The following is a 25,280-nucleotide window of genomic DNA, read 5'->3' on the forward strand; positions in this document are numbered from 1 at the left end:
TCAAACGCCATCCGCTGTAGGAGCAGCCTTGTGCTGCGAAGAGGCCAGTGAAAGCAGCGAAGATCCACTGTGTTGTCGCGGGCCTCTTCGCAGCGCAAGGCTGCTCCTACAGTGCATTCGCGCCAAAACAACAGATCACTATTTGGCCTTGACGGTCACCCACCACGGCGTATGCCGCTCGATCTGCACCGGCAGTGCCGGCACCAGCGACGCCAGGGCCAGGTCGGTGTCGGTCAGCGGGAAACTGCCGGTGACACGCAGGTCGGCGACTTCGTCAGCCACCCCGAGATGGCCGCTGCGGTAATGCCCAAGCGCGGCCAGCAAGTCAGCCAGGCGCACGTTGTCCACCACCAGCATGCCGCGGGTCCAGGCATCGGCACCGACGGCGACTGTGCCGACCTGGCCAAGCCCGTTGGCATCCATGAGCACTTGCTGGCCTTCGCGCAATACCTGCTCGTCGCCACTGTTCAGCGGCATGGCCGCGACTGAGGACTGCAGCACTTCCAGGCGTGTGCCCTGTGCCTCACGGCGCACCAGGAAGCGTGTGCCAAGCGGGCGCAGGCGACCGTCGTCGGTGCGTACCAGCAACGGGCGTGGGTCTTGGTGGCCAGTCTCGACCGAGATCTCGCCCTGGTGCAGCACGATCACCCGTTGCTCGCCTTGGTAGTCGATATCCACCGCGGTATGGGTGTTCAGGCTCAGCAGGGTTCCGTCTTCCAGGCGCAGGGTGCGCAGCTCGCCGGTGGCTGTGCGTTGGTCGGCGAGCCAGTAGTTCGGTGACAGCGAGGGGGCGCCGACCCAGGCCAGCAGCGAACCCAGCAGCAACATCCCGGCCAGGCCGCTGCCAACCTTGCCGATGCGCCGCCGCAGCCCGGCCCGCGACTGCAGCAGTGCCTGGCGCGCAGGCCCGGCAGCGGCGCTCACGCGCTGGTCGAGGCTGCCCAACTGGCGCCAGGCGCGGGCATGCTCTTCGCTGGCGGCGTGCCAGCGCATGAACGCGTTGCGCTCATCAGGCGTGCCACTGCCTTCATCCAAGCTCAGCTTCCAGGCGATGGCCGCTTCCAGGACGCGGGACGATACCGGTGAGCCGTTCACGTCGGCTCCCCGTACAAGGCCACATAGCACTGGCGCAAGCCTTGGGCGATGTACTGGCGTACCCGCGAGACCGAAACGCCAAGGCGCTCGGCGATGTCGGCATGGCCCATGCCGTCCAGGCGGTTGTACAGGAAGGCCGCCCGCGCTTTGCTCGACAGCTTGCCCAGCAGGCGGTCGATGGCTTTGAGGTCTTCGAGAATCAGGTGTTGGGTTTCCGGGGAGGGGTGTTCGGCTTCGGGCAGCAGGGCGAGCTCGGCCAGGTAGGCCTGCTCCAGCGCGGTGCGGCGGAAATGGTCGAACATCAGCCCCTTGGCCACGGCGGCCAGAAAGGCGCGCGGCTCGCGGGGCGTTTCCAGCCGATCACGGCCGAGCAGGCGCACGAAGGTGTCCTGGCTCAGGTCTTCGGCACGCTGACGGCAGGCCATGCTGCGTTGCAGCCAGGCGAGCAGCCAACTGCGATGGTCGCGGTAAAGCGCACCGACCAGCTCGGCGTGTGGGCTGTGTGCAGAAGACAAGCAGCGTCCCCCCGGAACGAATGCATTAACTAACGATAATTATTCGCGATTGTTGCAGAGGCAGGGGGCGGGGCGCAATGGACGCTTATCGGATTGCCACTATGGTGCTGTGTTTCCTATGCCGGCCCCTTCGCGGGCAAGCCCGCCCACAGGATCTCACTGGCTTCAAGGGCAGCGCATTCCCTGTGGGAGCGGGCTTGCCCCGCGAAAGGGCCAGTGGGGCCATCATAAAATTCACAGGCCGTGACTATGCACCTTGCGCCGACGCCACCCCCGCAACCGCTGCTCCAGCTGCAACGGGCTGTCCAACTGCTGGCGGCGGGCCTGGCTGAACAGGATCAAGGCCAGCTCAGCAGTCACCTGGGCATCGGCACTGGCATGGTGGCGCTCTTCCACCTGCAGGCCAAAACGCGCAACCCAGTCATCCAGCCCGGCTTCGCGCAGCACCGTGTCGGGGTTGAGCATCGGCGCCAGTTCGGCAACATCGAGAAACGGCAACTGCAGGCGATAGCCCAGGCTTTCTTTCAGCGCACGCGCGAGCATGCGCTGGTCGAAGGGCGCATGGAACGCCAGCACTGGGCTATCGCCAATGAAGTCGAGCAGGTCGAGCAAGGCCTCGACCGGGTCGCAGCCGGCCGCCAGGGCACTGGGCCCCAGCCCGTGGATCAACACGCTGGCGTTGGTCTTTTGGGTCGGGCGGTACAGGGTGCGTTCAAACTGCTGGGCAAAGTCGATGGCGCCGTCTTCAATGGCCACCGCGCCAATCGACAACACCTGGTCACGGTTGGGGTTGAGGCCGCTGGTTTCCAGGTCCAGCACCACCCAGCGCTGTTCACGCAACGTGCACACCCCCAGCGCCGACGGCTTGGGCAACTGCGCCAGGCGCTGGCGCGAGGCGTCGTCCAGGTCGGGCATGCTGGGGCGTAGCCAGGCGAACAGGCTCATAGCTGGTACCGCAAGGCCAGGCTGCTTTGCAGGCGCTGCGCCTGGCGCAGCGACTCCCGCAGAATGCGCCGGTCCAGGTGGTTGAGGCTGTCGGGGTCGACGCGGTTGGAGTAGGGCAGGTTATCGCGGGTCTGGCGCTGGTGCTGCTGCATGCGGGTTTGCTGGATGAAGTGGTAAGCCTCTTCATACGCTGCGCCGTCGAGTGGCTCGATGACGCCTTTCGTCACCAGTTGGCGCAAGCGCTCGAGGGTGTTGCAGGCACCGATGCCATTGGCCAGGGCCAGCAACCGCGCGCCATCGACGAAGGGCGTCAGGCCCTGCACCTTGAGGTCGAGGGTGGCGGCCTTGTCATTGCCTTGGCGGGTCAGCACGAATTCACGCAGGCGGCCCACGGGTGGGCGCTGGCGCAGGGCGTTGTCGGCCATCATGCGCTGGAAGAGGCGGTTGTCGGCCACCTGCGCCAGCAGGCTTTGGCGCAGTTGCTCACAGCCTTGCTCGTCACCCCAGACCACGCGCAGGTCGAAATAGATGCTCGAAGCCAGCAGGTTTTCCGGGCTGGCCTCGCGGACGAAGCCGGCAAAGCGCTGTGCCCATTCGCTGCGTGACAGGCACAGCTCCGGGTTGCCGGCCATGACATTGCCTTTGCACAGGGTAAAACCGCACTGGGCCAGGCATTGGTTGATGTACTGCGCCAGTGGCAGCAGGCGGGCTCGGACCGCGTCGGCTTCGGCGCTGTCGCGGGCGTCGAACAGGATGCCGTTGTCCTGGTCGGTGTGCAGGGTCTGCTCGCGCCGCCCTTCGCTACCGAAACATAGCCAGCTGAAGGGCACGCCTGGGTCACCGCGCTCGGCCAGGGCCAGTTCGATGACCCGGCAGACGGTGTGGTCGTTCAGCAGCGTGATGATCTGGGTGATCTGCGTCGACGAGGCGCCGTGGGCGAGCATGCGCTCGACCAGTTGGCTGATTTCACCGCGCAGGGAAACCAGGGTTTCCAGGCGCGGTGCATGACGAATGGTACGCGCCAGGTGCACCAGGTCGACCCGTTGCAGGGAGAACAGGTCACGTTCGGAGACCACCCCGCACAGGCGTTGGTTGTCCACCAGGCAAACATGGGCGATGTGCCGCTCGGTCATGGCCATGGCGGCGTCGAAGGCGCTGGCCAGCGGGCTGAGGTAGAACGGTTTGGCGGTCATGTGCTGCTCGATCGGCGCACCCAGGTGGGCATCGGCGGCGGCTACCACCTGGCGCAGGTCGCGCAGGGTGAAGATGCCGATCGGGTAGCGTGCGGGGTCGACCACGACAATGCTGCCGACCTGCTGCTCGTGCATCAACCGCACGGCGTCGCGCAGCGGCATGTCGGGGCTGCAGACCACCGGGTGACGCATGGCCAGTTCGCCCAAGGGGGTATTCAACGAGTACTGGGTGCCGAGGGTTTCCACGGCACGTTGGCGCACTTGCTGGTTGACCTGGTCGAGCAGGCTGCTGACCCCGCGCAGGGCGAAGTCGCGGAAAGCTTCCGACAAGGAGAACACGCGGATGAACGCGGCCTTGTTCAGTTGCAGGCAGAAGGTGTCCTCACCGGCCAGGTGCTCGGTGCGGGTGGCACGCTCGCCCAGCAGCGCGGCCAGGGGGAAGCACTCGCCGCTGGTGATCTCGAAGGTGGTTTCCACCCCGGGTTTGACCAGGTGCTGGCGCTCGCCCACGACGCGCCCCTGCTTGACGATGTAGAAGTGTTCGACTGGGCCATCGGCGGGTTTGACGATGCTTTCGCCGCTGGCATAGAAGCGCAGCTGGCACTGCTCGACCAGATACGCCAGGTGGCCGTGCTCCATCTGGTTGAACGGGGGGAAGCGCTGCAGAAACTGCAACGTGCCTTGTATGTTCTGTAGCACAGCCGTCCTGCCCGCCTGGCTGTAGGCGTCCTTTTTACTCATGAAGCTGACCGTATCGCTACGCCGAACTATATATATCTATATATAGGTGCCGGCCTTGTTGTTCTCGGTCCCCATGGTCGGCTGGCTGCGCTGTGGTGCCCATTGGACGTAAGTCTATGAGCGGCGTGTGATCAATATCGCAAGATGCGGTCTTACCGTGAGCACGACTTTTTGACGAGATGACCATGGTTGAGCATGACGACCTCCTGAGTGACGCCGAACGCGAGGCACTGGCCGTGGTAAGTGCGCCTGTTGCGCCCCGACCGGTGGTGCTGGTGGTCGATGACAATGCCGTGAACAGGAAGGCGCTGAGCTACTACCTGAAAAGCAGAGGCATCGATTGCATGACGGCCGACGGTGCTCTTGAAGCGCTGTGGAAGCTGCACTGGGAACCCAGAATTGCCCTGATGATTACTGATCTGCGCATGGAACCCAAGGATGGAATGGCGTTGATCCGGCAGATTCGTGAGTCGAGGTGGGCTGCGTTGTCGATCATCGTGGTGTCGGGTGACACCGATGTGAAAGAGGCGGTGGATGTGATGCACCTTGGGGTGGTGGATTTTCTGCTCAAACCTGTGGATCTGGAGAAACTGCTGGGGTTGGTAAAGAAAGAGTTAAGGCTCAAGTAGGTCGGTTGCTTGTGCCATAGCATTCGCGGGCAAGCCCGCTCCCACAAGTACCCCATCGCATTCGAGCTGAGTGGGGTACCTGTAGGAGCGGGCTTGCCCGCGAATGGGCCGCACAGCGGCCCCTTGCGATTTACAGCCCGTTACGCGCCTTGAACTCGCGACGGCGGCGGTGCAGCACCGGCTCGGTATAACCGTTCGGCTGCTTGCCACCTTCGATCACCAGCTCTACAGCCGCCTGGAACGCGACGTTATCGTCGAAGTTCGGCGCCATCGGGCGGTACAGGGCGTCGCTGGCGTTCTGCTGGTCAACCACCACCGCCATGCGCTTGAGGCTTTCCAGCACCTGCGCCTCGCTGACCACGCCATGGCGCAGCCAGTTGGCCAGCAACTGGGCCGAGATGCGCAAAGTGGCGCGGTCTTCCATCAGGCCGACGTTGTTGATGTCCGGCACTTTCGAGCAACCCACGCCCTGATCGATCCAGCGCACCACGTAACCGAGGATGCCTTGGGCGTTGTTGTCCAGCTCGTTGCGGATCTCTTCGTCCGACCAGTTGGTGTCGGCAGCCAGCGGGATGGCCAGGATGTCGTCGACCGACGCCGGGGTGCGCGTAGCCAGCTCGCGCTGACGTGCCTGCACATCGACCTTGTGGTAGTGCAGGGCATGCAGGGTCGCGGCAGTCGGCGAAGGTACCCAGGCGGTGTTGGCGCCGGCCAGCGGGTGAGCGATCTTCTGCTCGAGCATGGCGGCCATCAGGTCGGGCATGGCCCACATGCCTTTGCCGATCTGCGCACGGCCTTGCAGGCCGGTGGCCAGGCCGACGTCAACGTTGTTGTTCTCGTAAGCGCCGATCCACTTCTCGTTCTTCATGGCGCCTTTGCGCACGACAGCGCCGGCTTCCATGGAGGTGTGGATTTCGTCACCGGTGCGGTCGAGGAAGCCGGTGTTGATGAACGCCACGCGCTCGGCGGCTGCCTTGATGCAGGACTTGAGGTTGACCGTGGTGCGGCGCTCCTCGTCCATGATGCCGACCTTGACGGTGTTGCGCGGCATGCCCAGCAGGTCTTCGACCTGGCTGAAGATTTCGGCGGCAAAGGCCACTTCTTCAGGGCCGTGCATCTTCGGCTTGACGATATATACGCTGCCGGTGCGGGTGTTCTTGCGGCTGGTGTTGCCGTTGAGGTTGTGCAGGGCGATCAGGTTGGTGAACAGCCCGTCCTGGATACCTTCCGGGATTTCGTTGCCCTGGGCATCGAGGACCGCCGGGTTGGTCATCAGGTGACCCACGTTGCGCACGAACAACAGCGAACGACCGTGCAGGGTGACGCTGCCACCGTTAGGCGCGGCGTACTCGCGGTCTGGGTTCATGGTACGGGTGAAGGTCTTGCCACCCTTGTTCACGCTTTCGGCCAGGTCGCCTTTCATCAGGCCCAGCCAGTTGCGGTAGACGATGACCTTGTCATCGGCGTCTACAGCCGCAACCGAGTCTTCGCAGTCCATGATGGTGGTCAGTGCCGATTCCATCAGGATGTCTTTGACGCCGGCGGCATCGGTGCTGCCGACCGGGGTGCTGGCATCGACCTGGATTTCGAAGTGCAGGCCGTTGTGCTTGAGCAGCACGGCGGTCGGCGCGGCGGCGTCACCGACGAAGCCGATCAGTTGTGCGTCGTCACGCAGGCCGCTGTTGCTGCCACCCTTGAGGGCGACCACCAGCTTGCCGCCCTGGATGCTGTAGGCGGTGGAGTCGACATGCGAGCCCGCAGCCAGTGGCGCGGCTTCGTCGAGGAAGGCGCGGGCGAAGGCGATGACCTTGTCGCCACGCGCTTTGTTGTAACCCTGGCCTTTCTCGGCGCCGCCTTCATCGCTGATGGCATCGGTGCCATACAGGGCGTCGTAGAGCGAGCCCCAGCGGGCGTTGGCGGCGTTCAGGGCGAAACGGGCGTTCATCACCGGCACGACCAGCTGCGGGCCGGCCATGCGGGCGATTTCTTCGTCCACGTTTTGTGTGGTGGCCTGGAAATCGTCGGCTTGTGGCAGCAGATAGCCGATTTCCTGGAGGAAGCTTTTGTAGGCTACGGCGTCATGGGCCTGGCCTTTGCGTGCCTGGTGCCAGGCGTCGATCTTGGCTTGCAGCTCGTCGCGCTTGGCGAGCAGGGCTTTGTTCTTTGGAGCGAGGTCATTGATGATCTTCTCTGCACCTGCCCAGAACTGCTCGGCGACGATGCCGGTCCCTGGGATGGCTTCGTTGTTCACGAAGTCGTACAGGACCTTGGCGACCTGAAGGCCACCGACTTGAACGTATCCAGTCATTGCTTGCCTCACTCTGCTCAGCTATTTCGCTCTTCTGTATTAAGCCTGTAGCGCTTCTCTAAACACGGCACCAGTGCGTGCCCTGGGTGAATGAACCCTAGGGCGGCTGGGTGCGGCCTGCCAGACCGGCTGGCGGGCAGTGTGCGTATTTTCACAGGCGCCTTGGCAGACATCCAAACGACGTTTTGTAGTCCGCGCCACGGGATACTACATGAAGCAGTAGGCGGGGCAAAATCAGACTAAAAGCGTCGTTGTGCGACCCGTTGGTCGCGTATGGTCACGCTGGGAGTGGGTATGTTCGCAAAAAACAGGTGGATTGTTCCAGATAAATCTTGAAACAGTACACGATTCGTTATGTCGATTGCCCTGCGGCAGGTTGCCGCGCCTTGCCTATACTCAATCGATCCCCCGGTTTATCGCCGCCCAGCGCGGTTCGACGCAGAGGAAGGGCTTGTGGATCATCTTGTACTCACTGTGATTGCCCCTGACAAGGCCGGGCAGGTCGAACGCATTGCCCAATGCATCGCCGACCACAGCGGCAACTGGCTGGAAAGCCGCATGTCACGCATGGCCGGGCAGTTTGCCGGCATCTTGCGGGTGGCGGTGCCGGCAGAAAATTACACAGAGCTGGTGGCGTCGTTGCAGGGCTTGGCGCGGTACGACATTCGCGTGCTGATTGCCGAGAGCGGCATCGAGCCCTCGTGCACCTGGAAGCCGATCGCCATGGAGCTGGTGGGCAATGACCGGCCGGGGATCGTGCGTGATATCACCCGGCTGCTGGCCGAGCTTGGGGTGAACCTGGAGCGCTTTACCACCGAAGTGCGGCCTGCACCGATGAGCAGCGAGCCGCTGTTTCATGCCAATGCGTTGTTGGCGCTGCCGTTGACGTTGTCGCTGGATGAGCTGCGGCAGCGGTTGGAGAGTTTGGCGGATGATTTGATGGTGGAGTTGGAGTTGCGGGCGGAGGATTGATTTGGGATTGCCGGGGTCCGCTTTGCGGCCCATTCGCAGCACAAGGCTGCTCCTACAGGTACCACGCAACCTCTGTAGGAGCAGCCTTGTGCTGCGAATGGGCCGCGAAGCGGACCCCAGGGTTATCCCCCATTTCACAGGTACGGCCCTGTGGATAACCTGGGGGCGCACCTCTCCAGCCCAGGTAACATGCGCCTTGCAAGGTTTTGATCAAAAAACATCCAAATATCAGCGGCTTGTGCACAAAGCACGGGGACGAGGGTGTGGATAACCTCTGGAGATGTCTCTGCAAGCCACGGCTGGCGTACCTTGCAGAGTTTTGATCATTTTTTGATCAGGCGCGTTTGCGCAAATTCAACCAGGCATCGACGCTATAAATCGCCAAACCCGCCCAGATGAACATAAACGCCACCAACGTGCTCGACGACAAATGCTCGTCAAACAACAACACTGCCTGCAGCAATACCAGCGTCGGCGCCAGGTACTGCAGGAAGCCCAAGGTGGTATACGGCAGGTGGCGTGCGGCGGCGTTGAAGCACACCAGCGGTACCAGGGTCACTGGCCCTGCCGCCATCAACCACAACGCTTCGCTGCTGGTGTAGAACGCGCCCTGCGCGCTCAGGGCAGCGGGGTGCAGCAACATCCAGCCAAGGGCCAGCGGCACCAACATCCAGGTTTCCACCACCAGGCCCGGCAGCGCTGCCACCGGCGCCTGTTTGCGGATCAACCCATAAAAGCCGAAGCTCAGCGCCAGCACCAGCGACACCCAGGGCAGGCTGCCCACTTGCCACACCTGCTGGGCCACCCCCACGGTCGCCATGGCCACCGCCAGCCATTGCAGGCGGCGCAGGCGCTCGCCGAGGATGAGCATGCCCAGTAACACGTTGATCAGCGGGTTGATGTAATAGCCGAGGCTGGCTTCGAGCATGCGGCCGTTGTTCACCGACCACACATACGTGAGCCAGTTGCCGGCGATCAGCGCGCCGCTCAGAGCGAGGATAGCCAGCCTGCGCGGGTTGTCGCGCAGTTCACGCCACCAGCCAGGGTGCTTCCAGACCAGTAGCAGCAGCGAACCGAACAACGCCGACCAGAGCACCCGGTGGACGATGATCTCCACGGCGGGGACGCTCTGGATGGCCTTGAAGTAAAGGGGGAACAGGCCCCAGATGATATAGGCGCTGAGGCCCAGGATGTACCCGCGTTGCGGGTTTGCGGCGTGCATGCAGAATCCTTGCTTAGGTAGCTAAATAAAGCGACGCCTATTGTAGACAGAGGTCAGCACACATCTAGAACAATTTCAGCGGTTGTTCATCGAGGGCCGCCATCTGCTCGCGCAGTGCGAGAATCTGGTCGCCCCAGTAGCGCGGTTGGCCAAACCAAGGGAAGCTGCGCGGGAATGCCGGGTCGTCCCAGCGACGGGCCAGCCAGGCGCTGTGGTGCAGCTGGCGCAAGGCTCGCAAGGGCTCGATCAGGGGCAGTTCGCGTGGGTCGAAGTCGTGGAACTCGTTGTAGCCGTCGATCAACTCTGCCAGTTGGCCGAGGCGTTCCTCGCGGCTGCCGGCGAGCATCATCCACAGGTCTTGCACCGCTGGGCCCATGCGGCAGTCGTCGAGGTCGACGACGTGATACACCTCGTCGCGATGCATCAGGTTGCCGGGGTGCAGGTCGCCGTGCAGGCGCATCACCTTGTGCGGGGTGCGCGCGTAGATGTCCTCGACCCGTTTCAGCAGGTCGCGGGCGACGGACTCGAAAGCAGGTAGCAATTCCCGCGGTACGAAGTTGCCCTCGAGCAGGGTTTGCAGTGACGCGTGGCCAAAGTTGTCCACAGCCAATGCTTCGCGGTGCTCGAACGGGCGTGTCGCGGCCACGGCGTGCAGGCGGCCGAGCAACTGGCCGAGGCGATACAGCTGGTCGAGGTTGCCGGGCTCCGGGGCATGGCCGCCGCGGCGGGGGAACAGGGTGAAGCGAAAACCCTGGTGCTCGAACAGCGTGCGGCCGTCATGTTGCAGAGGCGCGACCACCGGCACTTCACAATCGGCAAGCTCAGCGGTGAAGCGGTGCTCTTCGAGGATGGCCTCATCGCTCCAGCGGCCTGGGCGGTAGAACTTGGCGATCAGCGGCTGCGAGTCTTCGATGCCCACCTGATAGACGCGGTTCTCGTAGCTGTTCAGGGCCAGGATCCGGGCGTCGCTGAGAAAGCCGATGCTTTCAACGGCGTCCAGGACCAGGTCGGGGGTGAGGGTGTCGAAGGGGTGGGACATGAAAGCTCCGCAGGGGGAATGGGGCATAGCGCCCGCATTGTAATGACGCTCTGAGCGTCCAGCCTCCCTCAATCGGTTCGCAGGCGCAAGCAATCAAGCGCCGCCCACTTGCCGAGTACCTAGCATTTCTGCCAGTACCCACAAAAAGGATGCTGGTTTACCGTCCTGCTCATCGCTCTCGCATATCGGCAGTTGCGCACGAACGGTTCAGAGATCCCGGATTCGGCTGGTCATATTGGCCACTGGAGCACCGGGGCGGTTGTCACCTGCGCATGTGCGCGGGGTGGCTTCGACAAGGAGACGATTCATGCGCCGTCTTGCTGCGTTCGGTCTTGCTGCACTGCTGATAAGCCTGGTGGGATACTTGATCCTTGTACCTTCGGGGGAGCGCTCGAAAACACGACAGGCAACGCCTGAACAGTGCCAAGCGCCTGCCTATGAAAAGCCCGCCGCTGGAGAAACCCCCTACAGCCAGGACAGTTTGGTGACCAATGTTGGCAGGGCCTTCCAATGCAAAAACGACAGAGAAGGCACTGTCGGTGCCTGGCAGTGGTGTAATCAGCCACCTTACTCCCCGGGTGAAGCATTCAACGGTAGCGAGCTCTGGCGCGATGCGTGGAACGACCTCGGTGCTTGTAATGCTCAGCCCCAGACCAACACACTGGAGCTGTCATTCAGCACAGTGACGGGCAAGGTACCGTTCACGGCATCGACGCAAGGGGTCGGGCCGGCAGGGCGGCGCAACCTTGAGGTCAGTGGCGTGCTGCGCTGCAAAGAAGAGACGATTCCGTTCTCCGGGCGTTCTGATGAAGTGCTGACTTTGCCTGACCTTCCTGCCTGCAAGTACGACCTGATCATGAACGAGGCTCAGGGTTACCTGCCGCTGACCACGCCTACCCAGGTCGAATTCAAACCTGACACGCCAGAGAAGATCAGCTTCGAGGTCAAGTTTCGCCAGCCACTGGACCTGAGCAGGCTAGTGACGCTGCCAGGTGTGAAGGTGGAGCTGTTTGCCAGCGGCCTGTATCAACCGCGGCAGATGGCGATGGGCAACCGGGTGCTTTACGTCGGCTCCAGTGCCATCCCCGTCTACACCTATGAAGCGCGCACGGCAGGGTTCGTCTATGCGATCCCGCTGGACGAGGCCGGTAAGCCAACAGGGGTGTATCTGCTGGCCTCAGGGCTGGAAGAGCCCCATGGCGTGGTGTACCGCGATGGCGACCTGTATTTCTCGACCTCCGGCAAGTTGTATCGGGTGCGCAATGTCGATGAGCACTATCGTGATGCTAAGCCTGAGGTGGTGATGAACTTCCCTGCCGACGAAGCCGATTTCCCGCTGGGGCGGCCTGGTCAGCGTATCTGGCACCAGAAGCATCCTTTGCACTTCAACCCGATCGACCCATCGGACAAGGGCCTCTATAGCGCCGTCGGTATCCCCTGCAATACCTGCATCATTCCGCCAGATGGGCGTTACGGCACAGTGCTGCGCTATGACATCGAAAACGGCACCTCCCGGGTGCTGGCCAAAGGCGTGCGCAATGCGGTCGGCTTTACCTGGCACCCGGACGGCAAAATCTGGTTCACCGATAACAACCGGCAAGGCTACCTGAACTCCGATGAAGTCAACTTGATCAGCCAGGAAGGGCAGCATTTCGGCGTGCCGTATTTCTACGGCCGCGATGTGCCTGGGTTTACCCAGGAGGAATACCAGGAGCCAGGCTCCATCGTGCCGCCATTGGCCGATGGGGCGATCGTTTCGGACAAGCCATTGCACCTGCTCAAACCTGAAGACTATCAGGCGCCCGCCTACGAACTGGGCAGCAACACCGCGCCGCTGGGCATCGAGTTCTGGGAAGGGTTCTACAACGATGGCGATAATCTGCAGCGCCTGCTGGTGGCCGTGCATGGGACGGGGACCAAAGCCAGCCCAGGCATGGAACTGCGGATGCTCACGGTCAAGGACGGACGTGAGGTTATCAACCAGATCCCGCTGGTAACGGGCTGGGGAGGCTCGACAGAGCACTTCAATGTGTATTGCCTGGACGACTCGTGCCTGGGCCGCCCAGCCGACATGTTGCCATTGAGCGACAACTCGCTGCTGGTGTCTGACGACTTGGCCGGGGTGATCTATCGCATCACCTTCGACATGGGACAAGTGGTGGGCAAGAGCCTGCTCAAACTGCAACCCACTGTGGCGCCAAGCCCCGAGGTTCGGCCACTGATGATCAGTGGCACGCTCACGGGCAGCGATGGGCGCAGCCGGCGTTTCGATGTCGCCTGGGGTGAGTCGCCACTGAGCATCAAGGGCCTGGCTGCCGGCACGTATACGGTCACACTGGACAACGTCGGTAAGCTGATACCCAGCCAGCGCCAGCAACAGGTGACGCTGAGTGACTCGCCGGACGCGCAGGTCGTGCAACTCGCCTACATCGAGCGGCCACCGTTCCAACCCGTCAAGGCCACTGTGGTTGCACCGGCCAAGCCTGCATTCAGTGGCGAGGCGCCGGCGCAGTGGGAAGTCACCCTGATCAGCGACGGCGAGGCGCAGGTTATCAAGGTGCCATGGGGCAGCTCCCAGGACGTGCTGCTGCCAGTCGGCGAGCACAAATTCAACTTCCCGTACTACCAGGGCGAACTGCCAGAGCCGACCCAACAGGTCGTGAACATCGATGAAGAAAGCCGGGATGCAGTAAAGGTTGAGATGCGCTACCAGCACGTCGCCGAACTCGGCAAACAGGTCGTGGCGACCGCCTGTGCGAAGTGCCACACCGTGCAGTACTTCCAGGATGCCAACAAGGCCATCAACTGGAGCCTGGCGGGCAAGGAAGCCCTGGTTCAGCAGATTCTTGGCATGAGCGTGAGCGGGCATTGCGATGCGTCTTGCTCGGGGCAGATTGCCGACTACTTCTACGACGAGTTGTGGGCCGGCTATCTGGACCCTGGGCAAGCATTCGGCAAGCGGCAACTGCGCTTGCTGACCCGTGACGAGTATGTGAACAGCGTGCACGACCTGTTTGCCGTGCAAGTGCAGGCCGATACGTTGCCGGCTGACAAGTTTGATAAAGAATTCAAGTACGTCGGGGAGGCAGATCTGGGGATGATCAACGCCGAAGACCTGAAGACGCTGTATGACGTGGCGTGGAATGTGGCAGGCAAGGTCGAACCGCAATGGCTGGCTCAACAGAGCGTCGAAAGCCTAGGCCATCGCGTCTTCCGACGGCCACTGAGCCCGGCTGAGTTGAGCCGGTATGAGGCCGTGAAGGCTGACCATGATGATGCCTCGCTGGTCGCAGCATTGCTGCTGTCACCTCACTTCCTGTATCGCTCTGAATTGGGCGTAACAGATGGCCGGACATCCGGTACCTATCAGTTGACCGCCAACGAACGAGCGACAGCGCTTTCGTACGCAATGCTGGGTACCACGCCGAGTGAAGAGCTCATGCGCATGGCCGAACAAGGTCAGCTCGAGACGCCCGAGCAGATGGGTGCGCTGGCTCAGCAGATGCTGATGAGTGAGCAGGGCATCGCACAGTTCAACCGCTTCATCAGCTACTACATCAAGACCAGCCGCGACATCCAGGAAAAGCCCGGGCTGAAGCCTGAGGTCATCCAGAGCATGCGGCAGGAGCAGGCACGTCTGGTGGGTGAGGTGCTCAAAAGCGGCGGGGCATTCAATGCACTGTTCAACCCTGGGTATACCTTCCTCAATCAAAGGCTGGCAGAACATTACGGCATTGCCGGGGTGACCGGAGGCGACATGCGTAAGGTCACGGTCGATGAGCGACGGGGTGGGCTGTTGCACCTGGGCGCTACCCAGGCGGCCACCTCTGACTACCAGGCTACCTCACTGGTCAAGCGGGGCATCATGATCCGCGAGCAGTTGCTGTGCCGCGAGTTCGGTGCGCCGGTCGATGCCGACCCGCAAGAGCCGCAGTATCCGCCAAGGGCGATCTCGACGCGCGAACGTTGGGACCTGGTCAACGGTGAGCAAGCCTCGGAGGGCCGTTGCTGGCAGTGCCACAAGTACATGAACGACACCGGTTCCAGCATGGAAAACTACGATGCTTCCGGGCGCTACCGCGAAACCGAGCCGGCTTACAACCATGCGCAATTCCCGGAGCAGTTGAAGATTGACGCCTCAGGGCCGTTCATCAGCAACACGGGCCTGGAGAACTGGGCAAGCGTCCACAACGTGCGCGATATCGCTCAGCTGCTGCCCACTAACCTGACGGCGCAAACCTGCATGGCCGACAGCTATTTCCGTTTCATGTTCGGCAACAAGGTTTCTGCAGGGTCGGTCGGCACGTTGAAGTCTGCCGCCGAATCGCTCAAGACCAACGGTTCGTTGATCCAGATGATTCGCGAGCTGGCTACCTCACCTGTGTTCCTCAAGCGCCAAGAGGAGAATTGACATGGACATCCTGAAGAGCCGCCGGCGTTTCCTGATGCAATTGGCTGCGGCGGGTACGCTGTTGCCGCTTAGCAGCAGTGGGTTTGCTCAATTTCTGCTGCAAGGGCAGCGGCAGGCGCCGCGTTTGAAGGTGGTGTTCTTTATCACGCCAGACGGGCTTGCGGTCGATTCGTACAAAGGCGTCTATAGCGACGGGCTGTGGTTTCCGCGTGCCGTAAGTGATGATACCGCAGACTTTGAACTCAACGTAGTCAGCCAGGAGTTGGCAGCCTATCGAGACCAGTCATTGTACTTGCAGGGTATGATCGTAGCCTCTGGTCAAGGCGGTCATGCAGGCTGGAACTACGTATTGCGTGACAGAGAGGGGAAAAGTAGTTCCATAGACAAGATTTTGGGAGATGCGATGCCTGGCACTCAGCCAATCCATCGCAGCCTGTTTGCTGGCCCGCATGCGGGCATCGACGACAATCCTTGGTATGTGTCTTGGGAGGGGGACAAGATCAGGGCGCCTCAGCAGAACCCCGTGCGTCTTTACGAGTCGGTGTTTGGTGCGACCTCCCGCGAGGTGCGCGATCGTCAAACTCGCAATGCCCATGTTTTCGACCCGATCCGCGCCGATATCGCAGAACTCAGAGGGCGCGTGGCAGGCGCCCAGCGAGAAAAGCTGGTGACTCATCTGGATGCGTTAGAGCAGGTCGCCAAGGATCTGGAAGGGGCGATACCCTCAGTTTGTGAACCGTTGTTGTTGGAAGATCACCCGATCAGTTCGGCGCAGTTCCGCAATGAAGTTCAGGCCGGCCATCACAAGGTGGTGGCCGCTGCCTTGGGGTGCGGTGTGACCCGTGTTGCGACGGTGCAGGTTGGGCGTTCTGCCGAGTCGCTGAATATTCTCGATGTCAGCGCCAGCACCAACCCCCATGACTGCGCTCACCGTTATGCTGGCGAGGAAGTTTGGAGAGGCTCCAGGCAGTGGTACACGCGGCAGGTGAAATTGTTCATGGATGAACTGGCCCGTTACAGCGACCCTGATGTACCTGGGGACCGCTTGCTCGATCATACCTTGGTGGTTTTCACCAGTGAGATGGCCGACGGCGCGCCAGAGCACATGATGAACATGCCCATGGTACTCATGGGTGGTGCCAGTGGCCTTCTGCGCAATGGCAGCGGAAATGGCCGCTATTTCAGTATCAAGAGCCAGTGGGATCGGGAATTGTACTCGGATGCAAAACTCAGGTTTGTCGACATGCAACGCATCTGGTCAACGATCGCGCTGGCCGCCGGGACCTCGGTTCCTTATGCCGGCAACGTGTCGCCGGTGACTGGCATCTTCACCAACGTAACCTGACCTAGACCGGTACCCCCAGCAGGACGAAGGACGGGTGAAACTGCACCCTGGCCTCGTCACCCGCCTTCAGGCCCTGCTGGGCCAGCCACGCTGTTTCGGCGAGTGCACACAGCGTCTGGCCATTGCCCAGTGCCATGCGCAATTCACTGCTGCCCCCTTCCTCAGCCAGGACTTCCTCGATACAAGCCGTCAGGCAGTTACTGCCTGGCTCCGGCTGATCATCAGCCCCCAGCAGTTGAACCCATCCGGCCTTGAGCAACGCCACTACCATGCGGCCCAAGCTCAGCTCCAAACGCTCGGTACTGCCGCGGGTGATCAAGGCTTCTATCACCAGCCCACCGCCCAGTGCCAGGCTGACGCGGTCATGGCGCCCCTCCCTGCGCAATGCGCTGACCTGGCCTTGCAGCTGGTTGCGGGCACTGGTGCGCAACATCAAACGCCCGAGCAGGTCGAGGTCGCTGGAGTCTTCGGCAGCTTCCAGGATCTGTGCCTGCAAGGCCTGCAAACGCTGGTACAGCCGCAGCACCCGCTCGCCTTCGGCCGACAGGCGTGCGCCACCGCCGCCACGCCCGCCGGTGCTGCGCTCGACCAGCGGCTGGCTGGCCAGGTTGTTGAGCTCATCGATGGCGTCCCAGGCGGCTTTGTAGCTGATGCCGGCAGCCTTGGCGGCGCGGGTGATCGAGCCTTGCTCGGCGATGTGCTGGAGCAAGGCAATGCGTTGCGGGCGGCGGGCGATGTGCTGGGTGAGGAGAGCGGGCAGGGACATGATGGCGCCTATCTGAGACTGACCCGTCAAGCTTGCCCCGGTTTTGCCGTGCGTGCCAGGCAATACACATCGATACGTCGCGCACCGGCTTCTCGCAGCAGCGTGGCAATGGCCTGTGCGGTGGCCCCGGTGGTCAGCACGTCGTCGACCACGGCCACATGCAGGCCCTTGAATGCGCCCGCTTCAATCAGGGCAAAGGCCCGCTGCAGATTGCGCCGACGCGCCTTGGCATCCAGGCTTTGCTGCGCCGGTGTGTCGCGTGTGCGCTGGAGCAAACGCTCGTTGAAGTTGATTGCCAGGCGCTGCGACAGCCAGCGCGCCAACATGCCGGCCTGGTTGAAACCGCGCTCGCGCTGTCGACGCCTGGCCAGTGGTACGGGTAACAGCAGGTCAGGCCTGGCCAAGCCTTCCGCGTAGCGATGCTGCAGGCCGTGGCTCAACATTTCGGCCATTAAACGCCCCAGCGGCCATTGGCGGTTGTGCTTGAAACGGCTGATCAGCGTATCCGCGGGGAAGCCGTAATGCCAAAGCGCGACGACCTGATCGAAGGCTGGTGCGCGGCGGCTGCACTGGGCGCAGGTGAGCTCGGCCATTGGTAGCGGCAGCGCACAGCGCAGGCAGTATTCACTTAACCACGGCAGCTCCTGCTCGCATGCGACGCATAAAGGGTAGGGCTGTTCGGCAGTTTCATCGCACAGTAAACAGCTATGGTTAATATTTGCACACTTGTAAACCAGTGCTTTTATCCAAGGTTGACAGTTCATAGGCCTTCCATGACTATGCGAGCTATCCGTGATGCGCTGGCGGCTTTCCTGTCCCGGCGCCAGTTACAGCCTAAACAAGGAAACGCCGATGAGCGCCAGCACAACTGCAACAACACGTCACGACTGGACCTTGGCTGAGGTCAAGGCGCTGTTCCAGCAACCGTTCAATGACCTGCTGTTCCAGGCGCAGACCGTGCACCGCGCGCACTTCGACCCGAATCGCGTTCAGGTTTCGACCCTGCTGTCGATCAAGACCGGCGCCTGCCCAGAAGATTGCAAATATTGTCCGCAGTCCGGCCACTACAACACCGGGCTGGAAAAACAGAAGCTGATGGAAGTGCAGAAGGTGCTGGAAGAAGCTGCCCGCGCCAAAGCCATTGGCTCGACCCGCTTCTGCATGGGCGCGGCGTGGAAGCACCCGTCGGCCAAGGACATGCCCTACGTGCTGGAAATGGTCAAAGGGGTGAAGGCCATGGGCCTGGAAACCTGCATGACCCTCGGCAAGCTCGACCAGGACCAGACCCAGGCCCTGGCCCAGGCCGGCCTCGACTACTACAACCACAACCTCGACACCTCGCCGGAGTTCTACGGCAGCATCATCACCACCCGCACCTACAGCGAGCGCCTGCAGACCTTGGCCTATGTGCGCGATGCCGGGATGAAGATCTGCTCTGGTGGCATCCTCGGCATGGGCGAGTCGCTGGACGACCGTGCCGGCCTGCTGATCCAGTTGGCCAACTTGCCGGAGCACCCAGAGTCGGTGCCGATCAACATGCTGGTCAAGGTCGCCGGCACGCCGCTGGCCGAGGAAGAAGATGTCGACCCGTTCGATTTCATCCGCATGCTGGCGGTGGCCCGCCTGCTGATGCCCAAGTCGCATGTGCGCCTGTCGGCCGGCCGTGAGCAGATGAACGAACAGATGCAGGCCCTGGCCTTCATGGCTGGCGCCAACTCGATCTTCTATGGCGAAAAACTGCTGACCACCGCCAACCCGCAGGCTGACAAAGACATGCAGCTGTTCGCCCGCCTCGGCATCAAGCCTGAGGCCCGCGAAGAGCATGCCGATGAAGTGCACCAGGCGGCCATCGAGCAGGCGCTGGTCGAACAGCGCAGCAGCGAGATGTTCTACAACGCAGCATCGGCCTGAGATGGCCTTTGACCTGGCGGCGCGCCTGGCCGAACGGCGCGCCGCAGACCTGTATCGGCAACGGCCCCTGCTGGAGAGCCCGCAAGGGCCTGAGGTGGTGGTCGATGGCCAGCCGCTGTTGGCGTTTTGCAGCAATGATTACCTGGGCCTTGCCAACCACCCCGAGGTGATTGCTGCGTGGCAGGCGGGCGCCGAGCGGTGGGGTGTCGGTGGCGGGGCGTCGCACCTGGTGGTTGGCCACAGCACGCCGCACCACCAGGTCGAGGAGGCCTTGGCAGAACTCACCGGGCGCCCGCGCGCGCTGTTGTTCTCCACCGGCTACATGGCCAACCTGGGTGCAATCACCGCCCTGGTGGGGCAGGGTGACACGGTGTTGCAGGACCGCCTTAACCACGCGTCCTTGCTCGACGGCGGGCTGCTGAGCGGCGCCCGTTTCAACCGCTATCTGCACAACGACCCGGCCAGCCTGGAAAGCCGCTTGGACAAGGCCGTCGGCAATACCCTGGTGGTAACCGACGGGGTGTTCAGCATGGATGGCGACCTTGCCGATTTGCCGGCGTTGGCCAAGGTTGCCCGCGCCCGCGGCGCCTGGCTGATGGTCGATGATGCCCATGGCCTGGGCACGTTGGGTGCGCAAGGTGGCGGTATCGTCGAGCACTTCGGCCTGGGCCTCGATGATGTGCCTGTGCTGATCGGCACGCTGGGCAAGGCCTGCGGTACGGCGGGTGCCTTTGTCGCCGGCAGCGAAGCGTTGATCGAAGCGCTGGTGCAGTTTGCCCGGCCCTATATCTACACCACTAGCCAACCCCCGGCGCTGGCCTGCGCGACACTCAAGAGCCTGGAGCTGCTGCGCCGCGAAACCTGGCGCCGTGAGCACCTGGCTGCGTTGATCCGCCAGTTCCGCCTAGGTGCCGAACAGATCGGCCTGCAGCTGATGGACAGCCCGACGCCGATCCAGCCGATCCTGATTGGCGACAGCGCACAAGCGCTGCGCCTGTCGCAGATGTTGCGTGAACGTGGCCTGCTGGTCACTGCCATCCGCCCGCCCACCGTGCCTGCCGGCAGTGCACGCTTGCGGGTTACCTTGAGCGCCGCGCACAGCGAGGCGCAGGTGCAGCTATTGTTGAATGCATTGGCCGAGTGTTATCCACAGCTGGAGGCCGCCGATGCGTAACCGACTGATCCTTCTCCCCGGATGGGGCCTGGGTACTGCTGCGCTGGAGCCGTTGGCGGCCAGCCTGCGTGCCCAGGATGCACGCCTGCAGGTCGAACTGATGCCCCTGCCGGAGCTGGCCGACGCCGACGTACAGGCGTGGGTCGACCACCTTGACCGCAAGTTGCCCCGTGATACCTGGCTGGGCGGTTGGTCGCTGGGCGGCATGCTCGCCAGCGAACTTGCGCGCAAGCGCGGCGACCACTGTTGCGGATTGCTGACTTTGGCCAGCAACCCCAGTTTCGTGGCGCGGCCAGACTGGCCCCACGGCATGGCCGAAGATACCTTCGGCACCTTCCTCGACGGTTGCCGCAGCCACACCCAGGTAACCCTCAAACGCTTCCGCACCCTGTGCAGCGACGGTGCCCAACAGCCTCGTACCTTGCTGCGCCAGCTGGGCGTCGGTGTGCCGGATACCGACCCGCTGTACCTCGCCACCGGGCTGGAAGTACTGGCCCAGCTGGATACTCGCGAGGCACTGCAGGCTTATGGCGGTCCGCAACTGCACTTGTTCGCCGGCAGCGATGCACTGGTCCCGGCAGAGGCGGCCAAAGGGCTGAGCGAGTTGTTGCCCGACGTGGAGGTCGGGCTGGTTGAAGACAGTTCCCACGCGTTCCTGCTGGAATATCCACAGGAGCTGGCGGCGGGTATCAAGAGTTTTCTGCATGAGAGTGGCGATGACTGACCTTTCCCGTCCGACCCTGCCCGGCGCGTTGCCGGACAAGCGCCAGGTGGCGGCCTCGTTTTCCCGCGCGGCGGCCAGCTACGACAGCGTCGCGGCGTTGCAGCGCGACGTCGGCCTGAACCTGCTGGGCCAGTTGCCAGAGGGCTTGGCACCGTCGCGCTGGCTGGACCTGGGCAGCGGCACCGGCCACTTCAGCCGGGTGCTGGCCGAGCGCTTCGCGCAGGCCAGTGGCGTGGCGGTGGATATCGCCGAAGGCATGCTGCGCCATGCCCGCAACGAACAGCGCGGCGCGCAGTACCACGTGGCCGGCGATGCCGAGCGCTTGCCGCTGCGCGATGCCAGCGTCGATTTGGTGTTCTCCAGCCTGGCGGTGCAGTGGTGCGGGCAGTTCGCCAGTGTGCTGGACGAGGCGCGCCGGGTGTTACGCCCAGGCGGGATGCTGGCATTCAGCAGCCTGTGCGTCGGCACGCTCGATGAGCTGCGTGCCAGCTGGCAGGCTGTGGATGGCCTGGTGCATGTCAACCGCTTCCGCCGCTTTGACGATTATCAGCGCCTGTGCGCGGGCAGTGGCTTCGAGCAGGTAGCGCTGCAGCAGCGCGCGCACGTGCTGCACTACCCCGATGTACGCAGCCTGACCCACGAGCTGAAGGCGCTTGGCGCGCACAATATCAATCCGGGCCGCCCTTCGGGCCTCACCGGCCGTGCTCGCATGCAGGGCTTGTTGCAGGCGTACGAGGCATTTCGCCAGCCTCAGGGGCTGCCCGCCACTTACCAAGTGGTCTATGGTGTGTTGCGCAAGCCACAGGCGTAAGGGGAGTCAGATGAGCCAGGCCTATTTCATTGCCGGTACCGATACCGATGTCGGCAAGACCACGATTGCTGCCGGCCTGCTGCATGCAGCGCGGTTGCAGGGCATGAGCACATTGGGCGCCAAGCCGGTGGCGTCGGGTTGCACGGTAACCGCAAAGGGGCTGCGCAACAGCGACGCACAGGCGCTGATCGATGAAAGCACGATCAAATTGCCGTACGAACAGGTCAACCCATTCGCCTTCGAGCCTGCGATCGCACCCCATGTCGCCGCACGCGAGGCCGGCGTCACGCTGGGTGTGCCCGAGCTGCTGGCGGCGATGCGTAACGTGCTGCAGCAAAACGCCGACTTCACGTTGATCGAAGGCGCCGGTGGCTGGCGTGTGCCGCTGTCGGGCCAGGCCAACCTGTCTGACCTGGCCATTGCCCTGCAACTGCCGGTGATCCTGGTGGTTGGGGTGCGCCTGGGCTGTATCAGCCATGCCTTGCTCAGCGCCGAAGCGATTGCCCGCGATGGGCTGCAACTGGCGGGCTGGGTGGCGAATATCATCGAACCGCGCACATCGCGCCTGGAAGAAAACCTGGCCAGCCTCGCCGAGCGCTTGCCGGCGCCTTGCCTGGGGCGGGTACCGAAGTTGAAGCTGGCGAGTGCCGATATGGTGGCAGAGCATTTGCAACTGGATTTGCTGGATTAACGGCCGCTGCCTATCGACTGGCACTGGGCCATTAACGATTTAAACGGGCCTTTTCTGCCATCTGCTGCTTTAATGAGGCCTGTTCGTCATCCAGCGTCAATGGAGTCCTGACATGGAAATCACCGGCAGCTCCGCCTATTACGCGGGCCTCAGCGCAATCCAAAGCGGCCAGAACCGCGTCGATCAAGCCGCCAGCCAGATCGCCAACAGTACCGCCGAACGCACCGCCACCAGCCAGTCGAGCGACTTCCAGGCTGAGCGTCTGCGCGCTGTTGATCGCAGCCAGCAGATGGATTTGGCCACCAGTACCGTGCAACTGGCACTGGGCAAACATGAAGTGGAGCTTGGCGCGAAAGTCGTCAAGGCATCCGACGAAATGCTCGGCCGGATCATCGACACCTACGCCTGATCCCTCGCGGCACTCAACTTAGCGACTCTTCCTTTGTGGGCGCGGGCTTCCCTTGCGCCTCATTGCGCCCCTGCGCGCCCTCTGTAGGAGCAGCCTTGTGCTGCGAAGAGGCCGCTAAACACCCAGGGATGTTCGTTTTTATCGCTGGCCTCTTCGCAGCACAAGGCTGCTCCTACAAGGGGTTGTGTACATTTCATGTGTGGGGTGGCGTAAACGCCATTTTTCGTGGCGCAAATGGCACTATCGTCCCTCCTTGACATCCGCTCGCGCTAAACGTAAGTTTCAAACAACTGTTTGATCGACGGCCGCCAAGCCTTGCCGGCAGTTCCGATCACCCCCGAACTCATCACAGAGGTTCATCGCAATGCCTGACTACAAAGCCCCCTTGCGTGATATCCGTTTCGTTCGCGACGAACTGCTCGGCTACGAAGCGCATTATCAGAGCCTGCCGGGTTGCCAGGACGCCACGCCCGACATGGTCGACGCGATCCTCGAAGAAGGCGCGAAGTTCTGTGAGCAGGTACTGGCCCCGCTGAACCGCGTTGGCGATCAGGAAGGCTGCACCTGGAGCGAGTCGGGCGTGAAGACGCCGACCGGTTTCAAAGCGGCCTACGAGCAATTCGTCGAAGGTGGCTGGCCGAGCCTTGCCCACGACGTGGCCCACGGCGGCCAAGGCCTGCCAGAGTCGCTGGGCCTGGCCCTGAGCGAGATGGTCGGTGAGTCGAACTGGTCGTGGGGCATGTACCCAGGCCTGTCCCATGGCGCGATGAACACCATTTCCGAGCACGGCACCGAAGAGCAACAGCACACCTACCTGACCAAGCTGGTCAGCGGCGAGTGGACCGGCACCATGTGCCTGACCGAGCCGCACTGCGGTACCGACCTGGGCATGCTGCGCACCAAGGCCGAGCCACAGGCCGACGGGTCGTACAAAGTGTCCGGCACCAAGATCTTCATCTCCGCCGGTGAGCACGACATGGCCGATAACATCGTCCATATCGTCCTGGCCCGCCTGCCCGATGCACCGGCCGGCACCAAAGGCATCTCGCTGTTCATCGTGCCCAAGTTCCTGCCCAACGCCGAAGGCGCTATCGGTGAGCGCAACGCGGTGACCTGTGGCTCGATCGAGCACAAAATGGGGATCCACGGTAACGCCACCTGCGTGATGAACTTCGACGGCGCTACCGGCTACCTGATCGGCCCGGCCAACAAAGGCCTGAACTGCATGTTCACCTTCATGAACACTGCTCGCCTGGGCACCGCGCTGCAAGGCCTGGCCCACGCCGAAGTGGCGTTCCAGGGTGGCCTGAAATACGCCCGTGAGCGCCTGCAGATGCGTTCGCTGACCGGCCCTAAAGCCCCTGAAAAGGCGGCTGACCCGATCATCGTCCACCCGGACGTACGCCGCATGCTGCTGACCATGAAGGCCTTCGCCGAAGGCAACCGCGCCATGGTCTACTTCACCGCCAAGCAGGTGGATATCGTCAAGTACAGCCAGGACGAGGAAGAGCGCAAAAAAGCCGACGCCCTGCTGGCCTTCATGACCCCGATCGCCAAGGCCTTCATGACCGAAGTCGGTTTCGAGGCTGCCAACCACGGCGTGCAGATCTACGGTGGCCATGGCTTCATCGCCGAGTGGGGCATGGAGCAGAACGTGCGCGACAGCCGTATCTCCATGCTGTACGAAGGCACCACCGGTATCCAGGCGCTGGACCTGCTCGGCCGTAAAGTGCTGATGACCCAAGGCGAAGCGCTGAAGGGCTTTACCAAGATCGTGCACAAGTTCTGCCAGGCGCAGGAAGGCAACGAGGCGGTCAAAGAGTTCGTTGAGCCGTTGGCGGCCATCAACAAGGAATGGGGCGAGCTGACCATGAAAGTGGGTATGGCGGCCATGAAGGATCGCGAAGAAGTGGGTGCCGCTTCGGTCGACTATCTGATGTATTCCGGTTACGCCTGCCTGGCTTACTTCTGGGCCGACATTGCTCGCCTGGCTGCCGAGAAGCTGGCTGCCGGTACTGAAGAAGTGGCGTTCTACACCGCCAAGCTGCAGACCGCGCGCTTCTACTTCCAGCGCATCCTGCCGCGCACCCGTACCCATGTGGCGACCATGCTGTCGGGTGCTGGGAACCTGATGGCGATGGACGAAGAGCACTTCGGCCTCTCTTACTGATCCACCGCGTGCACAAAAACCCGCCTGCCCTCACCGGCAGGCGGGTTTTTTTTTCTGCAGCCAGATGCCTGTGTAGGAGCAGCCTTGTGCTGCGAAGAGGCCATAACGGCCACAGAAAATCGTTTGTCATACCGGCCTCTTCGCAGCACAAGGCTGCTCCTACAGAGGGCGGCATCAGATCTGTATTCAACTGTTCACGCGCGCTGCCG

Annotated in this window: 20 protein-coding genes; 11 read left to right on the forward strand and 9 right to left on the reverse strand. The window is 62.6% G+C overall.

What is annotated here, in order from left to right; translation table 11 throughout:
- Positions 1 to 138: 138 nt before the first annotated feature.
- The 4 genes from D886_RS0112945 to D886_RS0112960 form a co-directional block, all read right to left on the reverse strand.
- Positions 139 to 1,095 carry a FecR domain-containing protein gene (locus D886_RS0112945; RefSeq protein ID WP_027594336.1) on the reverse strand — a complete coding sequence of 319 codons (957 nt, stop codon included), beginning with the start codon at positions 1,093 to 1,095 and terminating at the stop codon, positions 139 to 141.
- Positions 1,092 to 1,610: an RNA polymerase sigma factor gene (locus D886_RS0112950; RefSeq protein WP_027594337.1), complete on the reverse strand. Its 519-nt coding sequence runs from the start codon at positions 1,608 to 1,610 to the stop codon at positions 1,092 to 1,094. Before D886_RS0112950 ends, D886_RS0112945 begins: the two co-directional genes overlap by 4 nt.
- Before the next feature lie 234 nt (positions 1,611 to 1,844).
- Positions 1,845 to 2,555, reverse strand: coding sequence for a PolC-type DNA polymerase III (locus D886_RS0112955; protein WP_027594338.1), 711 nt, complete (start codon positions 2,553 to 2,555; stop codon positions 1,845 to 1,847).
- Positions 2,552 to 4,489 carry a DUF294 nucleotidyltransferase-like domain-containing protein gene (locus tag D886_RS0112960; RefSeq protein ID WP_027594339.1) on the reverse strand — a complete coding sequence of 646 codons (1,938 nt, stop codon included), beginning with the start codon at positions 4,487 to 4,489 and terminating at the stop codon, positions 2,552 to 2,554. The genes D886_RS0112955 and D886_RS0112960 overlap by 4 nt, the downstream gene beginning before the upstream one ends.
- Before the next feature lie 179 nt (positions 4,490 to 4,668).
- Between D886_RS0112960 and D886_RS0112965 the strand changes: the two genes are divergently transcribed.
- A complete protein-coding gene (locus tag D886_RS0112965) occupies positions 4,669 to 5,118 on the forward strand; it encodes a response regulator (protein WP_256215050.1) in 450 nt (149 codons plus the stop codon).
- A 130-nt stretch (positions 5,119 to 5,248) separates the two neighbouring features.
- Here the strand turns inward: D886_RS0112965 and D886_RS0112970 are convergent, their stop codons facing one another.
- Complete coding sequence (locus tag D886_RS0112970; protein WP_027594341.1) at positions 5,249 to 7,426, reverse strand: malate synthase G; 2,178 nt, start codon at positions 7,424 to 7,426, stop codon at positions 5,249 to 5,251.
- 453 nt (positions 7,427 to 7,879) lie between these two features.
- Here D886_RS0112970 and D886_RS0112975 point away from each other — a divergent pair, with 453 nt between their 5' ends.
- Positions 7,880 to 8,398 (forward strand): glycine cleavage system protein R, encoded by a 519-nt coding sequence (locus tag D886_RS0112975; RefSeq protein ID WP_027594342.1) that lies wholly within the window; start codon positions 7,880 to 7,882, stop codon positions 8,396 to 8,398.
- A gap of 334 nt (positions 8,399 to 8,732) precedes the next feature.
- On the opposite strand, the gene rarD is transcribed toward D886_RS0112975, so the two are convergent.
- On the reverse strand, positions 8,733 to 9,620 hold the full coding sequence (gene rarD / locus D886_RS0112980) for an EamA family transporter RarD (protein ID WP_027594343.1): 888 nt from the start codon (positions 9,618 to 9,620) through the stop codon (positions 8,733 to 8,735).
- Positions 9,621 to 9,684: 64 nt separating this feature from the next.
- Entirely contained in the window at positions 9,685 to 10,659 is a 975-nt protein-coding gene (locus tag D886_RS0112985; RefSeq protein WP_027594344.1) for a serine/threonine protein kinase, read from the reverse strand.
- A gap of 484 nt (positions 10,660 to 11,143) precedes the next feature.
- Between D886_RS0112985 and D886_RS26955 the strand changes: the two genes are divergently transcribed.
- The gene (locus tag D886_RS26955) at positions 11,144 to 15,070 is read left to right on the forward strand and encodes a DUF1592 domain-containing protein (RefSeq protein ID WP_050580751.1); all 3,927 of its coding nucleotides are present in this window, start codon (positions 11,144 to 11,146) and stop codon (positions 15,068 to 15,070) included.
- A gap of 1 nt (position 15,071) precedes the next feature.
- Positions 15,072 to 16,415 carry a DUF1552 domain-containing protein gene (locus D886_RS0112995; RefSeq protein ID WP_027594345.1) on the forward strand — a complete coding sequence of 448 codons (1,344 nt, stop codon included), beginning with the start codon at positions 15,072 to 15,074 and terminating at the stop codon, positions 16,413 to 16,415.
- Position 16,416: 1 nt separating this feature from the next.
- Here the strand turns inward: D886_RS0112995 and D886_RS0113000 are convergent, their stop codons facing one another.
- Together D886_RS0113000 and D886_RS0113005 are read right to left on the reverse strand one after the other, a co-directional pair.
- Complete coding sequence (locus tag D886_RS0113000; protein WP_027594346.1) at positions 16,417 to 17,181, reverse strand: TOBE domain-containing protein; 765 nt, start codon at positions 17,179 to 17,181, stop codon at positions 16,417 to 16,419.
- Positions 17,182 to 17,207: 26 nt separating this feature from the next.
- Entirely contained in the window at positions 17,208 to 17,945 is a 738-nt protein-coding gene (locus D886_RS0113005; protein ID WP_027594347.1) for a ComF family protein, read from the reverse strand.
- 88 nt (positions 17,946 to 18,033) lie between these two features.
- Between D886_RS0113005 and bioB the strand changes: the two genes are divergently transcribed.
- From bioB to D886_RS0113040, 7 genes are all read left to right on the forward strand, one after another.
- A complete protein-coding gene (gene bioB, locus D886_RS0113010; RefSeq protein WP_027594348.1) occupies positions 18,034 to 19,092 on the forward strand; it encodes a biotin synthase BioB in 1,059 nt (352 codons plus the stop codon).
- Position 19,093: 1 nt separating this feature from the next.
- Complete coding sequence (gene bioF / locus D886_RS0113015; RefSeq protein WP_027594349.1) at positions 19,094 to 20,266, forward strand: 8-amino-7-oxononanoate synthase; 1,173 nt, start codon at positions 19,094 to 19,096, stop codon at positions 20,264 to 20,266.
- A complete protein-coding gene (locus D886_RS0113020) occupies positions 20,259 to 20,990 on the forward strand; it encodes an alpha/beta fold hydrolase (protein ID WP_027594350.1) in 732 nt (243 codons plus the stop codon). Before bioF ends, D886_RS0113020 begins: the two co-directional genes overlap by 8 nt.
- Positions 20,983 to 21,801: a malonyl-ACP O-methyltransferase BioC gene (bioC, locus tag D886_RS0113025; protein ID WP_027594351.1), complete on the forward strand. Its 819-nt coding sequence runs from the start codon at positions 20,983 to 20,985 to the stop codon at positions 21,799 to 21,801. The genes D886_RS0113020 and bioC overlap by 8 nt, the downstream gene beginning before the upstream one ends.
- A gap of 10 nt (positions 21,802 to 21,811) precedes the next feature.
- Positions 21,812 to 22,492, forward strand: coding sequence for a dethiobiotin synthase (gene bioD, locus D886_RS0113030; protein WP_027594352.1), 681 nt, complete (start codon positions 21,812 to 21,814; stop codon positions 22,490 to 22,492).
- A gap of 112 nt (positions 22,493 to 22,604) precedes the next feature.
- Positions 22,605 to 22,901 (forward strand): hypothetical protein, encoded by a 297-nt coding sequence (locus D886_RS0113035; protein ID WP_027594353.1) that lies wholly within the window; start codon positions 22,605 to 22,607, stop codon positions 22,899 to 22,901.
- Between the two features lie 364 nt (positions 22,902 to 23,265).
- Positions 23,266 to 25,071 carry a phenylacyl-CoA dehydrogenase gene (locus D886_RS0113040; RefSeq protein WP_027594354.1) on the forward strand — a complete coding sequence of 602 codons (1,806 nt, stop codon included), beginning with the start codon at positions 23,266 to 23,268 and terminating at the stop codon, positions 25,069 to 25,071.
- Positions 25,072 to 25,280 lie beyond the last annotated feature (209 nt).

Origin of the sequence: Pseudomonas sp. LAIL14HWK12:I7 (assembly GCF_000483465.1) — a bacterium.
GTDB classification, from domain to species: Bacteria; Pseudomonadota; Gammaproteobacteria; order Pseudomonadales; family Pseudomonadaceae; genus Aquipseudomonas; species Aquipseudomonas kermanshahensis.